The organism is Streptomyces sp. TS71-3 (assembly GCF_018327685.1).
Classification (GTDB): Bacteria; Actinomycetota; Actinomycetes; order Streptomycetales; family Streptomycetaceae; genus Streptomyces.
The window spans coordinates 84267-98130 of the sequence record NZ_BNEL01000001.1 but is presented as its reverse complement, the minus strand read 5'-3'; the positions used below and the strand labels follow the sequence as shown (position 1 = coordinate 98130).

Here is a 13864-nt window from a genome sequence, read left to right as displayed (position 1 = left end):
ACCGCGGCTGCCGTGCGGACGACCGGTGGCCCCTCGCGGCCCAGCCCCCACCCGCGGCCTCAGCGGACTCCGGTCGTTGATCTTCCGCGCGTCATCGTCGCTTCTCGCGCAGTTCCCCGCGCCCCTATCAGGGCGCCCGTGGCTGACCTCGGGCCCGTATCTCCTGGTACCCCTCACATGGCAGGAGGCCCGTCCTCCCCTTACGAGGTCGGGCCCCTGCGTTCCGGCAAGTTCGGTCAGCCCAGCAGGCCGCCCACCAAGCCGCCCGAGTCCGCGTTGTCTCCGGAACCCGTGCCTGAGGTGCCCGACGTCGTGGTGCCCGCCGAGGCCGAGCCGCCGGTGGATGACGGGCCGGACGTGGCGGCGGGGGGTGCCGGTGGGGCCGGGTGGTGGGGGGTCGGGGCGCCGCCGGTGGCCTGGGAGGTGCTGGGCCGGCCGGTGCCCGCCGAGGCAGTTGCGCCGGCGGAGCCGGCCGTGGCCGACTTCGACGGGCCGGCGGAGGAACCCCGAGTGGGCGAACCGGAGGCGGCGGGGCTGCTGCTCTCCTGGGCACCCGGCTCCTGCGGCAGCGGAGAACCCGGAAGCTCGTTCCGCGGGGCCTCGCCGGGGCCGGGCACGGTGACCCGGTCGGTGTCGCGCACCGCACCGCCGAGCAGCGCACCGACCAGGAAGGTGAGTCCGGTCACCAGGCCCGCGATGAGCGTGCCCCGGCGCAGTACGCGGCGGCGCAGCTCCCACAGCTCCGCGCGCGGGCCGAGGGTGCGCCATGCCTCCGAGGAGAGCCGGCCGTCGACCGAGTACACCGGTGCACCCGCGATGATCAGCGGGGACCAGGCGGCGAGGTAGATGATGTCCGGCGCGCCGTACCCGGGCGCGCTGTGCCAGCTCACCGTGACGAGCAGGGCCGCCGACAGCAGCGCGCCGACCGCCGCCACCACCCGCTGCCAGAGTCCGAGCATCGTCAGCACGCCGACGATGACCTGGAGGAACGCCACGGTCAGCCCGGCGCCGACGGGGTGCTGGAGGGCGAAGTCCCGCAGCGGTTCCGCGAGCGCCCACGGGTGCAGGGCGTGCAGCCCCTTCACCAGGCTGCCCCGCTCGCCCGCGTCGAAGTAGGCGGGGTCGCAGAGCTTGCTCATCCCGGCGTAGAGCGAGATGAAACCGAGGAAGACGCGCAGCGGGAGGAGGACGACGCCCAGGTTCATCCTGCGGCCGGGGTAGTACGCGTGCCGTACGGGCTCGGTGCCGCGGCGCCGGGCGCGATCGGCTCCGCGCCGGTCCTCCCCGTACCCGTCGGCCTCGTCGTACCCGTCCGCCCCGTGGGCGTCGTCCGCGTAGTCGCCGTACTCGTCGTACTCGCCGTACTCGCCGTACTCGGCGTCGTCGGCGTACTCGGCGTACTCGCCGGTCTCGTACGGCGCCCGGCCGCGGCCGTGACCGTCGTCGTAGCCCCCGTGGTCGCCGCCCTCGTGGACGTCGCGATCACCGCGGCCGGTGCCGGGGGCGCCCGGCCTGCCGGGGCCGGGCCGCCCCGTGTAGGGGCCGCTCGCCGGGCGCATCTGCGGGAGCAGCCGGGTGCCGGTCCCGTCGGAGCCCCGGGGCATCGGGGTCGCGGCCGTGTCGGCGTCGATGTCGATGCGCGGGATGACCTGGGTGGCGCCCGGGTCGTGTCCGGCCGGGCCGCCGCCGGGCCGCAGGCCGGTGGCGACCGTCTGGAGGAGTCCGGAGGCGACCGGGTCGCCGGGGGCGGGGGCGCCGCCGCGGGCCAGGGGGCCGCGGCGGCGTACGATCGCGCCGCTCAGGGCGGGCGGGTGCCCGGCCGGGCCGGCGAGCCCCGGGGAGTGCCCGGGGGCGCCCAGCGTGGCCGAGTGCGCCGCGGTCGCGGACAGGTACCGGGCGACCCGGGGCGACCTGGCGGGCTGGGCCGTGGGGAAGTGCACGCGGAAGCTGGCGTGATCGACGACGATCTGCGCCGGGTCCGAGTGCACCTTCACCATGGTCAGCGCGGGCGCGTCGTCGAATCCGGACGAGCTGTCCCTTGCGCGGGTGCGGGGCGTTCTGGTCTCCACACTCATCTAACCGAGTGACACGCCAGGAGGACACTGCCTTGACCCACGGGGATCGGTCGCGCGGGCGTCCGCCCAGGCAGCGGCCCCGTACCCGTGGCGGCGGGGGCGTGCACGCGGGTGACGCGCCGGGTTGCGGGCCGCCACAGCCCCGTTGCCCGTGGCCTGGCCCCGGCGCGCGCGGCGCTCACGGAACGCCGAGCGCTCACCGCCGGTCCCGGCCGGCCACCGCCGGTCCCGGCCGCCCGCCGCCTACGCCCGGCGGCGAGCCGCCTCGTAGAGGACGATCCCGGTGGCCACGCCCGCGTTCAGCGACTCCGCACCGCCGGGCATCGGGATCCGCGCCCGTACGTCGCAGGTCTCGCCGACGAGGCGGGACAGGCCCTTGCCCTCGCTGCCGATGACGATGACGACGGGGCCGTCGAACACGTCGAGTTCGTCGATCTCGGCCTCGCCGTCCGCGGCGAGGCCGACCACGACCAGGCCGGCCTTCTTGTACTCGGTGAGGGTGCGGGTGAGGTTGGTGGCGCGGGCCACGGGGGTGCGGGCGGCGGTGCCCGCGGACGTCTTCCACGCGCCGGCGGTCATGCCGGCCGCGCGCCGCTCCGGGACCACCACGCCGTGCCCGCCGAAGGCGCTGACGGAGCGGACGGCGGCGCCCAGGTTGCGGGGGTCGGTGACGCCGTCGAGCGCGACGATCAGGGGGTCCTCGCCCTCGTCGGCCGCGGCGTCCAGGAGGTCCTCGGGGTGCGCGTACTCGTACGGCGGGATCTGGAGGACGAGGCCCTGGTGGTTGATGCCGCCGGTCATCCGGTCCAGCTCGGGGCGCGGCGCCTCCAGCAGGTGCAGGCCGCTCCGTTCGGAGGCGAGCTTGAGCGCCTCGCGCACCCGCTCGTCGTTGTCGATGAACTGCTGGACGTAGAGCGTGGACGCGGGCACGCCCTCGCGGAGCGCCTCGAAGACCGGGTTGCGGCCGACGACGTACTCGGAGGACTGCTTGCCGCCGGTGCGGGTCGGCTTGGGGCGGCCCGCGGCGCGCTTGGCCTTGGCGTTGGCGAGGCGGTTCTTGACGTGTCCCTTGCGCATCTCGGCGGGCGGCGTGGGGCCCTTGCCCTCCAGGCCGCGGCGCCGCTTGCCACCGCTGCCGACCTGTGCGCCCTTCTTGCCGGACATGCGACGGTTGTGTGCGGCCATGACGTGGAAGACCTGCCTGTCTCTGTGAGTGCGGATGACGACGTCGGGATGACGACGTCGGGGTGTGGTCGGGGTGTGGTCGGGATGGCGACCGTCGGGGTGCGGGACTGTCGGGGTGCGGGACTGTCGGGGTGCGGAGGTGTCGGGGTGCGGAGGTGTCGGGGTAGGGGAAAAGTCTGCCGTCCCCGGCACGCGCGCGTGCGTCCGGGGCCCTCGCCGGCCGGCGGACCGGCGGCGCGGGGCAGGCCCCGGGCGGTGTGGAACCCCCCGAGGCCTGGTGGAACGCGGGTCGGCAGCGGGTCAGCGCGGTCCGAGGGTCCAGCGCGGGCCCTGCGGGCCGTCCTCGATGACCAGCCCCGACTGGTTGAGCTGGTCGCGGATCGCGTCCGCGACCGCCCAGTCCTTGCGGGCCCGGGCGGACTCGCGCTGCTGGAGCACGAGCCGGACCAGCGTGTCGACGACGCCGTGCAGGTCCTCGCTGCGGTCGTTCTCCTCGGACCAGTGGGCGTCGAGCGGGTCGAGGCCGAGGACGCCGAGCATGGCCCGCACCTCGGCGAGCCGGGCGACGGCCTCTTCCTTGTCGTCGGCGGCGAGCGCGCTGTTGCCCTGCCGGACGGTGGTGTGCACCACGGCCAGGGCCCCCGGGACGCCGAGGTCCTCGTCCATCGCCTCGGCGAAGGACGGCGGCACCTCGTCGGCCGGGCGTACCGTCTTGCCGGCCTTCTCCGTGACCCGCTGCACGAAGCCCTCGATCCGCGCGAACGCGGACTCGGCCTCGCGCAGCGCCTCCTCGCTGTACTCGATGGTCGAGCGGTAGTGCGGCGTGCCCAGGTAGTAGCGGAGCACGATGGGCCGCCAGCGCTTGACCATCTCGCCGACCAGCACGGAGTTGCCGAGCGACTTGGACATCTTCTCGCCGCTCATGGTGACCCAGGAGTTGTGCAGCCAGTACCGCGCGAACTCGTCGCCGTAGGCCTTGGCCTGGGCGATCTCGTTCTCGTGGTGCGGGAAGATCAGGTCGATGCCGCCGCCGTGGATGTCGAAGACCCTGCCGAGGTACTTGTGCGCCATGGCCGAGCACTCCAGGTGCCAGCCGGGACGGCCGGGGCCCCAGGGCGTCTCCCAGCTCGGCTCGCCGGGCTTGGCCGCCTTCCACATGGCGAAGTCGCGCGGGTCCCGCTTGCCGGTCTCGCCCTCGCCCTCCGGCTGGAGGAGGTTGTCCAGGTCCTGGTTGGAGAGCTGGAGGTACTCGGGGAACGACTTGACGTCGAAGTAGACGTTCCCGTCGGCCTCGTAGGCGTGGCCGTTCTCGATGAGACGGCGCATCATCTCCACCATCTCGGTGATGTGGCCGGTGGCCCGCGGCTCGTTGGTCGGCGGCAGGCAGCCGAGGGCCTGGTAGCCGTCGTTGAAGGCGCGTTCGTTCTCGTAGCCGATGGCCCACCAGGGGCGGTTCTGCTCGGCCGCCTTGCGGATGATCTTGTCGTCGATGTCCGTGACGTTCCGGATGAACGTGACGTCGTAGCCGCGGTAGGCGAGCCAGCGGCGCAGGATGTCGAAGTTCAGGCCGGAGCGGATGTGCCCGATGTGCGGAGCGGCCTGCACGGTCGCGCCGCAGAGGTAGATCGAGACACAGCCCGGCACTAGCGGGGTGAAGTCACGGATCTGCCGGGCGCTGGTGTCGTACAGGCGAATGGTCACCCCTACAGGGTAGTGGGCCGGGGCAGCACCCCGGGTCGTCCTTGGTAACAGTCGTGGCGGTTTCGTCGAGGTGCGACGGAATCGCGCCGAGTGGCACATGACTACGGCATGGGCGGGTGTGACGGCTGGGGCGTACGCGCCCCGCACGCCCCGCGCGCCCCGGCCCAGCCCGCACCGGACGGGGCAGCGTGCGCGCCCTGTTGGCGCGGCGCCGGCGCCAGGTCCGGGCGGGCGGCGAACGGCGGGTGCCCGGCGGCCGCCTGGCGCCGTTGCCGGGGGCGGGTGCCGCGGGGCTGGTGCGGTCGGGGTGCGGGAGGTCCTGCGGGCCGGGTGCGGTCGAGGTGCGGGAGGTTCCGCGGGCGGGAGCTCCCCGGGCCCTGCGCGATCAGCCCGTGGGACGCTCCCCGGGCCCCTGCCCGGTCGGCACGACGAGGGCCGTGGCGATCGCGGCCAGGCCCTCGCCACGGCCGGTCAGGCCGAGCCCGTCCGATGTGGTTCCGGAGACGGCGACGGGTGCGCCCGCCGCGGCGCCGAGCGCCTTCTGGGCCTCGTCCCGGCGCTTGCCGATCTTGGGCCGGACGCCGATGACCTGCACGGAGACGTTGCCGATCGCGAAGCCGGCGGCGCGGACGATCCGGGCCGCCTCCGCGAGCAGGGTCACACCGGAGGCGCCGGCCCACTCGGGGCGGTCGGTGCCGAAGTGCGCGCCGAGGTCGCCGATGCCGGCCGCGGAGAACAGCGCGTCGCAGGCGGCGTGCGCGGCCACATCGCCGTCGGAGTGCCCGGCGAGGCCGTACCCCTCGCTGGCGCGCTCGTCCCAGAGCAGTCCCGCGCACCACAGCTCGCGGCCCTTCTCGAAGGCGTGCACGTCGGTGCCGACGCCGATCCGCGGGAGCGGCGGGACGGCGCGGGCGCCGGCGCCGGCGGAGACGGGTGCGGTGTCAGCGGCGGGTGCGGTGCCGGAGGCGGCGGATTCCGGGGCGGTGGCGCCGGAGGGGTCCGGGTGGCGGGAATCGCCGCCCTCAGGGGTGGATCCAGAGCCGGTTCCAAGGCCGGATCCAGAGCCGGATCCGGCCATCTGAGCGCGGCCGGAAAGTGTCTCAAAACTCATCCTTGGCCCTCCTGCGGGCGAGCACGGCCTCGGCGAGGACGAGGTCGAGCGGCCGGGTCACCTTGAACGCCTCCTCGTGGCCCGGCACGAGGACGACCGGCTCGCCGAGCCGCTCCACCATGCCGGCGTCGTCGGTCGCGCCCTCGCCGCTGACCTCGACGGTCTCGTGGGCGCGCACGAGGGTGGTGCGGCGGAAGCCCTGCGGGGTCTGCACGGCGCGCAGCCTGGCCCGCTCGGGGGTGGCGACGACCGGCTCGGGCTCGCCGGGGCCGCAGGGCCCGACCTCCTTGACGGTGTCGGCGAGCGGCAGGGCGGGCACCACGGCCGGCGCGCCCTCGCGCACCGCCTGGATGACCGCGTCGACCGTCTCGACGGGCACCAGGGGGCGCGCCGCGTCGTGCACGAGCACGATCTCGATGTCGGGGGGCAGCACGTCCAGGCCCAGTTTCACGGACTCCTGGCGGGTGTCGCCGCCGGGCACCACGACGACGTCCGCGCGCTCGGGGAGCGCGTGGGCGTCGAGCAGGCTCTTGACCTCGGGGGCGCCGTCGGGCGGGGCGACGACCACGACGAGCTGGACGGCGCGGGAGGCGGCCAGCGCACGGGCCGCGTGCACCAGCATCGGGACGCCGCTGAGCACCCGGAGCGCCTTGGGGGCGCCGGGCCCGAGCCGCACGCCGCGGCCGGCGGCGGGGATCACGGCCGCGGTGCGAGGAGTGCGCGCGCCCGGGGCGGCGGCGGGGTCGGTTGTGAGGTCGGTCACGGGGGCGCCGCTGCCGGCGGCGAGCGGGGCGCCGGTGCTGGTCGGACGGGGCGAGTCGCCGGTCCGCACCGGACGGGAATCGTCAGTCATCGGTTCCGTTCAGGTTTGTACGCTCGGGCGGGATGGGTATGGCCTCACCGTGCCGGGTGCGATGCCTTGACCGGCCCCTTCCGTGAAACCGGTCGAGGCGACTGCCCGGGCCCGGCACGCCAGCCGGCGGGCTCCGGCGGCGAAGCGAGTCGCCCGTCGGAGCAGCACCGGCTGTGAGTGACATGGTTCATGGACCCGGTGGGACGACCGGCGGTCCGGACCGTACTGCACGTTCCGCAGCACCGGACAGACCCGGCGCCGGCCACCACAGGCATGACGGCCGGGGTCGACCGCGGGCGGATCGGCGCCGAGGCGCCGGCCGCGCGGGATTCCGGTGAGTCGAGCGGTGGGGTCAGGGCCGTTTCGTGCGCCCTCCGGTCGCCGAGGACTGCCGTCAGGCGGCCGCCGGCACCGTTCGAGTGGTGGTGGCCGTCGGATGGTCGAGTGATTTCGGTCACAGGAGCCCCCGAGGCGACTGATGGGATCCGTCCGGCCGAGGTGATCTTCTCCCTTGGAGACCACGGGCCGGCACCCATGGAGATCATCAGGTCAATCAGATCAGCGCGGAGATCATCTCGGCAACCCCGACCGGAGACGTGCTCTGCGTCCCGCGATCCGACGGGCTCGGGCTTCGGACCTCCACCTGGGGACCGAGGCCGAACCGGAGGCACTGCCGTGGCACCGTGGACGCATCGCAGAGCCGCATGGACCGCCTCATGGACAGGCGACAGCCAAGGACGCGCGCCCGCTGCGCCGCCGCACCTCGCGGACATGCCCTGAGCCGGCCTGGACCTGGCCTGATAGAAGAGCTGGCCTGACCTGGCCTGATACAAGAACGTCCGGCTCTGAAGCCCGACCCGAGGAGCCCGGCCACCGGCCGGGCTCCGTACAGGTGCACCCGTCACATCCGCCGGCCGCACCGCGCGCCGCGCCACCGAGAGCCGGAGACCGGAGACGGGGCGGAACAGGCCGGACATGCCACAGTGCCCGGCTACAGCTGACGCTTGTCGGGCACCGCGGCACTGCGTACGTCAGGTCAGGACGACGGCATGGGTGTCAGGACGCGAGAACCTCGTCGAGCAGGGCCTCGGCCTTGTCCTCGTTGGTGTTCTCCGCGAGGGCGAGCTCGCTGACCAGGATCTGCCGGGCCTTGGCCAGCATGCGCTTCTCGCCTGCGGAGAGTCCGCGCTCACGCTCACGGCGCCAGAGGTCGCGGACCACTTCCGCCACCTTGATGACATCGCCGGAGGCGAGCTTCTCGAGATTTGCCTTGTAGCGACGGGACCAGTTGGTGGGCTCCTCTGCGTACGGCGCGCGGAGCACCTCGAAGACCCGGTCGAGCCCGTCCTGACCGACCACATCGCGCACGCCCACGAACTCCGCATTGTCCGCTGGCACACGCACCGTCAAGTCGCCCTGGGCGACCTTCAGCACCAAGTAGGTCTTGTCCACGCCTTTGATCTGGCGAGTTTCGATGGCCTCGATCAGCGCGGCCCCGTGATGGGGATAGACCACGGTGTCGCCAACCTTGAACGTCATGTGACAGGTACCCCTTCCGTGGCTATCCAGGGTAACACGAGAACGGCGTCTTCTGAATGGCGTTTTCGCAGGTCAGGGCATATCTCAGGGCTTGACAACAGCCTCGGTAACGTGCTTGGAGGCCGCTCCGGAACCAGGAATTCGCAGGTCGGAGCGGTTGTACGGGGAGCGGGAAAGCGGGGCGCCCATCACGCTGAAGGGTTGATCCAAGCGGCCGAACGTCCCGTTTTGTCGGATTCACCGGAGGCCGCTTCCGCTACTCCGTTCGGCGACCGCAGTCACATCCGAACCGATTCGAGAATTGATCACGGCCGCCGGTTGATCAATTCTGCCGCCTCCGTGCATTCCTTACCGGAAATCCACGGGCCACCGTCCACCTCTCTTATGTGAAAGACGAACAGGGGCCCCACGACGAACACAGCATGAACACAGCGGTACCGGCCCGGGGCGACATCCGGGGGCACCGCGTACGGGCACAACCGCCCCGAATAACCGCGCCTTCACGGCAGAGAACGGCACCCTCTTCCCGGCGCCGCGGAGGGCATGCGCGCCGACGGCTCGGACGCTCGCCGCGGGCCGGGACGCGCGGGCGCGCCACGCGGGAGCGCGCCGGCGGCCGTCGCGGGAGGGCCCTCATCCGGGGAGCGGGCATCCGGGCGCCCTTGAGGCCGCGGTGCGCCCCGGGCGGACGACGGCCGACCCAGGGAACGCCGGCTAGGTCCAATGCCGTTCGGTTAAGGGTTCGACCGGTGGCGCAAGTCTCGGCGTTTCGGCTGGTGGTGTGGGTGCAGCCCTTGTAGTGGTTCTCGGGTCCGCCAAGACTCGTGTTCCTCCACAAGGGCTGCAGTGTCTGATTCTGTCATTACGCATGCTCCCGGTGTGCTGGCCGTGGGGCACCTGGGCGAGTTGACCCAGGTTGTTCCGTTCGACCTCGTCGACGAGGCACTCGCGTCCGCGGGTGGTCCGCAGCTTCGGATACGGCGGCTGCCGTCCCGGGTGGTGGTCTACCTCCTCCTCGCAGGTGCGTTGTTCACCGGCCTGGGCTGGTCACGGGTCTGGTCCCGGCTGACGGCCTCGCTGCCCCTACGGCTGCCCGCACCGGCGCCTTCATCGATCACGGCTGCGATGCGACGGGTGGGCCCCAAGCCGTTGAAGGCCCTATTCGACCTGGTCAAAGGCCCCGCGGCAGTGACCGCGACACAGGCGGCACGGTTCGCGGGCAGGCTGGTGGTCGCAATCGACGGCACCCAGATCGCCCTGCCGGACACACCCGCGAACCTGTCAGTGTTCCTGAAGGCGAAGGCCGGGCCGAACGGGCCGGCCGGCTACCCCATGCTGCGCCTGGTCGCACTGGTGGCCTGCGGGACCCGCACCCTCCTAGACGCCGTCTTCGGCACCGATCTGACCGGGGAGCTGACCTACGCCGACCGCCTGGTCACCACCGCGGGCGCGACCGGAACACTCCGGCCCGGGATGCTGTTGCTGGGCGACCGGAACTTCTCGGCCACCGCCTTCGTGGAAACGGTCGCCTCCACGGGCGCGGACTTCCTCATACGCGCCAAGACCCACAGCACAGCACTCAAGCTACCGGTCCTGCGTCGTCTGCCGGACGGCACGTTCCTCTCCCGCATCGGCGAGGTCACCGTCCGCGTCATCGACGCGACGATCACCGTCACCCCCGCGGACCACGCCGCCATACGCACCGTCACCCACTGCGCCTACCGGCTCGTCACCAGCCTCCTCGACCCCGACGAGGCACCCGCGGCCGCCCTGGCCAGGCTCTACCACGAACGCTGGGAGATCGAGACCAGCTACTGCGAGCTGAAGTCGACCATCCTCGGCGGCAGGGTCCTCCGTGGTCGCCATCCAGCAGCCGTCACCCAGGAAACCTGGGCACTGCTGGTCGCCTACCAGGCATTACGCACCGCGATGAGCGACGCCGTCCTGCACCGGCCCGACATCGACCCCGATCGTGCAGCATTCACCGTCGCACTCCACGCAGCACGAGACCAGATCGTCCGGGCCGCCGGCATCGTCGCGCACACCCGGATCGACCTCGTCGGCCGGATCGGCACCGCCATCCTCGACGACCTCCTGCCCGCCCGCCGCAACCGAACCCGGCCCCGCGTGAAGAAACGAGCGATCAACTCCAAGTACCGCGCCGTCGGCCGAGACATCGACCACCGAACCCACAGAACCACCGTCCACATCGCGATCAACCCATTGCCAAGCACGCCATACGGCTAACCGAACGGCATTGGACCTAGGGGCGGGTCGGGTGCGGGGCGTGATGGACGGCTCGGTAACCTATGCCCGCTGAGACACCGGTCGGGTCCTGACGGTCCCCGCCCCCGGTCGCCCACGTTCCTACCGCCCACGTTCAAGGAGTTGCCGCCGCCGTGAGCCGCAGCCTTCGACGCGGCGCTCTCGCCGCCACCGTCCTCGCGTTCTCGATTGCCGCGCTCGCCGGGTGCGGCGTCGGCACCAACGCCCAGACGCTGGAGGTCAAGCCGGACAACGCCGCGACCACCGTCGGCGTCATCAAGGTGCAGAACGCCCTGATCATCACTCAGCCCAAGCTGGACGCGAAGGGCCCGGCGGTGATCTCGGCCACCCTCTTCAACAACGGCCGCACCGACCAGACGCTGGACTCCGTGACCCTTCCGGGCTCCGGCGCGACCGCCGACCTCAAGCCCGCCAAGGGCAAGGGCCCGCTGACGGTTCCCGCGGGCGGCTCCCTGCTGCTCGGCGGCAAGGGCAACGCGTCCGCGGTGCTGGCCACCGGCCGCGAGTCGGTGCAGGACGGCAACGTGCAGCCCGTCACGTTCACGTTCAGCGGCACGGGCCAGGTGAAGCTGGACACCTTCGTGGTGCCGGCGCACAGCTACTTCAGCAAGTGGGGCCCGAGCACGCTGCCCCAGGCGCCCACCGGCAGCCCGAGCCCGTCCGGGAGCCAGTCCGGCGCACCGGGCGCGCCGTCCGGCTCGCCCTCGGGCAGCCCGTCCGACGGCGCGTCGGGCAACCCCGCCGACCCGGGTACGCAGGGCGGCACGCAGAACGGCGGCGGCACGGGCACCGGCGACGGCACGACGGGCGGCGCCCAGAACAGCCCGTCGTCCGGCGGCTCGCCGAGCACCGGCGCCTGACGCCCGGAACCCGACGCCCGCGCCTGACTCCAGGCATGCCGATCCGGGCCCGGCCGCGAGGCCGGGCCTAGGTCGTGTCACCGTCCAACGAGGCCGGCCCGGGACGTGTCGCCACCTGCCGGAGACGGCCCTGTGCCGCTGTCGCCGGACGTCACGGCCTGGGGACCACGGCTCAGGGCTCGAACTTGTAGCCCAGGCCGCGCACGGTCACCAGGTAGCGGGGCGCGCCCGGGTCCGGTTCGATCTTGGCGCGCAGGCGCTTCACGTGCACGTCGAGGGTCTTGGTGTCACCGACGTAGTCGGCGCCCCAGACGCGGTCGATGAGCTGCATGCGCGTGAGCACCCTGCCGGCGTTGCGCAGCAGCATCTCCAGGAGGTCGAACTCCTTGAGCGGCAGGTCGACCTTGGACCCCGAGACGGTGACCACGTGGCGGTCCACGTCCATGCGGACCGGGCCCGCCTCCAGGGCGGCCGGGGTGACCTCCTCCGGCTCGCCGCGGCGGCGCAGCACGGCGCGGATGCGGGCGACCAGCTCGCGGGACGAGAAGGGCTTGGTGACGTAGTCGTCGGCCCCTATCTCCAGGCCCACCACCTTGTCGATCTCGCTGTCCTTGGCGGTGACCATGATCACCGGGACGTTGGAGCGGCTGCGGAGCTGGCGGCAGACCTCGGTGCCGGGCAGTCCGGGCAGCATCAGGTCGAGCAGGACGAGGTCCGCGCCGTTGCGCTCGAACTCGTCGAGGCCGTCGGGGCCCGTGGTGGACACGGCGACCTCGAAGCCCTCTTTGCGGAGCATGTAGGACAGTGCGTCGCTGAACGATTCCTCGTCCTCGACGACGAGCACTCGGGTCACGGAAGGACCTCCCGGGCGGTGAAGGGTTCAAACGGAGCTGAGACGGTCGTCTCGGTGGGCTGCCCGCCCTCGTCGACGATGCCGGCATCGTCGCCGGGACGGTCGGTGGCGGGCTCCCCCCGGGGCGCGCGAGCGCGGGCCGCGCCCGCCTCCGGCAGCCGCAGGGTGAAGGTGGAGCCCTGTCCCTCGGTGCTCCACACCGTGACCTCCCCGCCGTGCGAGGCGGCCACGTGTTTGACGATGGCGAGGCCGAGCCCGGTGCCTCCAGTGGCACGGGAACGGGCTGGGTCCACGCGGTAGAAGCGCTCGAAGATGCGCTCCTTGTCCCTCTCCGAGATGCCGATGCCCTGGTCCGTGACGGCGATCTCGATGAGGTCGCCGCCCGGCGCGGAGACCCGGCGTGCGGAGATGCCGACGCGGGTGCGGGACGGGCTGTAGTTGACGGCGTTCTCGACGAGGTTGCCGAGGGCCGCGGCGAGCTGGCCGCGGTTGCCCCAGACGTGCAGGTCCTCGGTGCCCGCCCGTCGCCCACCACCACCCTCGGCGGAAGGCCCTTCGGGCCCCCCTATCGAAGCGGCCATGGTGATCTGCTTGGTGCCGGCCTGGTGGCGGCAGCGGTCGACGGCCTCGGCGGCCAGCTCGTCGACGCGCACCGGCTCGGCGTCCTCCAGCGGGTCGTCGTTCTGCACCCGGGAGAGGTCGATGAGTTCTTGGACGAGGCTGGTCAGGCGGGTCGCCTCGACCTGCATCCGGCCCGCGAAGCGCTCGACGGCCTCGGGGTCGTCGGAGGCGTCGAGGACCGCCTCGGAGAGCAGCGACAGCGCGCCGACCGGCGTCTTCAGCTCGTGGCTCACATTGGCCACGAAGTCCCGGCGCACCGCCTCTATGCGGCGCGCCTCGGTCAGGTCCTCCACGAGCAGCAGCACCAGGCGGGAGCCGAGCGGTGCCACGCGGGCCGAGACGGCGAGCGCCTCGCCGCGGCCGGTGCCGCGGCGGGGCAGGTCCAGCTCGATCTGCCGTATCTCGCCGTCCCTGCGGGTCTCCCGGGCCATCTTCAGCATCGGCTCGACGGCGAGCTTGCCCCCGCGCACCAGACCGAGGGCGTATGCGGCGGAGCTGGCCTTGACGACGGCGTCGGCCTCGTCCAGGACGACGGCGGAGGAGCGCAGCACGGACAGCACCGTGTCCACGCCCGGGGGCAGCACGGGGTCGGTGTGCAGGGAGGTTCTGGTGGGTCTCTTCAGGTCGCGCTCGCTCCAGCGGAACGCCAGCGTCGCGATCACGCCGGTACACACTCCGGCGATCGCGGTCGCTGCGGCGACCGCCGCGTTCACGTCCATGGCTCCAGGTTATGCGCGTCGCTACCCCTGACCACAGCCTTCATCTTGTCACCTCGAACAC

10 protein-coding genes are annotated in these 13864 nt (G+C 72.8%); 2 read left to right on the top strand and 8 right to left on the bottom strand.

Annotated features, from left to right (window positions below; all coding sequences use genetic code 11):
- Positions 1–236: 236 nt before the first annotated feature.
- From Sm713_RS00475 to Sm713_RS00450, 6 genes are all read right to left on the bottom strand, one after another.
- Positions 237–2075 carry a DoxX family protein gene (locus Sm713_RS00475; protein ID WP_212907733.1) on the bottom strand — a complete coding sequence of 613 codons (1839 nt, stop codon included), beginning with the start codon at positions 2073–2075 and terminating at the stop codon, positions 237–239.
- Positions 2076–2318: 243 nt separating this feature from the next.
- Positions 2319–3260 (bottom strand): 23S rRNA (guanosine(2251)-2'-O)-methyltransferase RlmB, encoded by a 942-nt coding sequence (rlmB, locus tag Sm713_RS00470; protein WP_212907732.1) that lies wholly within the window; start codon positions 3258–3260, stop codon positions 2319–2321.
- A 300-nt stretch (positions 3261–3560) separates the two neighbouring features.
- On the bottom strand, positions 3561–4961 hold the full coding sequence (gene cysS, locus Sm713_RS00465) for a cysteine--tRNA ligase (protein ID WP_212907731.1): 1401 nt from the start codon (positions 4959–4961) through the stop codon (positions 3561–3563).
- A 385-nt stretch (positions 4962–5346) separates the two neighbouring features.
- Entirely contained in the window at positions 5347–5847 is a 501-nt protein-coding gene (gene ispF / locus Sm713_RS00460; protein ID WP_249416478.1) for a 2-C-methyl-D-erythritol 2,4-cyclodiphosphate synthase, read from the bottom strand.
- Positions 5848–6061: 214 nt separating this feature from the next.
- Positions 6062–6925: a 2-C-methyl-D-erythritol 4-phosphate cytidylyltransferase gene (gene ispD, locus Sm713_RS00455; protein ID WP_212907730.1), complete on the bottom strand. Its 864-nt coding sequence runs from the start codon at positions 6923–6925 to the stop codon at positions 6062–6064.
- A gap of 1056 nt (positions 6926–7981) precedes the next feature.
- Positions 7982–8464 (bottom strand): CarD family transcriptional regulator, encoded by a 483-nt coding sequence (locus Sm713_RS00450; protein WP_003953493.1) that lies wholly within the window; start codon positions 8462–8464, stop codon positions 7982–7984.
- An 846-nt stretch (positions 8465–9310) separates the two neighbouring features.
- Between Sm713_RS00450 and Sm713_RS00445 the strand changes: the two genes are divergently transcribed.
- Positions 9311–10711 (top strand): IS4 family transposase, encoded by a 1401-nt coding sequence (locus tag Sm713_RS00445; protein ID WP_249416017.1) that lies wholly within the window; start codon positions 9311–9313, stop codon positions 10709–10711.
- A gap of 152 nt (positions 10712–10863) precedes the next feature.
- A complete protein-coding gene (locus Sm713_RS00440; protein ID WP_249416016.1) occupies positions 10864–11610 on the top strand; it encodes a DUF461 domain-containing protein in 747 nt (248 codons plus the stop codon).
- A 172-nt stretch (positions 11611–11782) separates the two neighbouring features.
- On the opposite strand, the gene Sm713_RS00435 is transcribed toward Sm713_RS00440, so the two are convergent.
- Both Sm713_RS00435 and Sm713_RS00430 read right to left on the bottom strand, forming a co-directional pair.
- Entirely contained in the window at positions 11783–12463 is a 681-nt protein-coding gene (locus tag Sm713_RS00435; protein ID WP_212907729.1) for a response regulator transcription factor, read from the bottom strand.
- Positions 12460–13803, bottom strand: coding sequence for a cell wall metabolism sensor histidine kinase WalK (locus Sm713_RS00430; protein ID WP_212907728.1), 1344 nt, complete (start codon positions 13801–13803; stop codon positions 12460–12462). Before Sm713_RS00430 ends, Sm713_RS00435 begins: the two co-directional genes overlap by 4 nt.
- Positions 13804–13864 lie beyond the last annotated feature (61 nt).

What these genes read in the sequence shown, in the direction of transcription:
- rlmB (WP_212907732.1), bottom strand. Translation starts at nt 3,260, where the DNA reads ATGGCCGCACACAACCGTCGCATGTCCGGCAAGAAGGGCGCACAGGTC.
- Sm713_RS00475 (WP_212907733.1), bottom strand. Translation starts at nt 2,075, where the DNA reads ATGAGTGTGGAGACCAGAACGCCCCGCACCCGCGCAAGGGACAGCTCG.
- Sm713_RS00430 (WP_212907728.1), bottom strand. Translation starts at nt 13,803, where the DNA reads ATGGACGTGAACGCGGCGGTCGCCGCAGCGACCGCGATCGCCGGAGTG.
- Sm713_RS00450 (WP_003953493.1), bottom strand. Translation starts at nt 8,464, where the DNA reads ATGACGTTCAAGGTTGGCGACACCGTGGTCTATCCCCATCACGGGGCC.
- ispD (WP_212907730.1), bottom strand. Translation starts at nt 6,925, where the DNA reads ATGACTGACGATTCCCGTCCGGTGCGGACCGGCGACTCGCCCCGTCCG.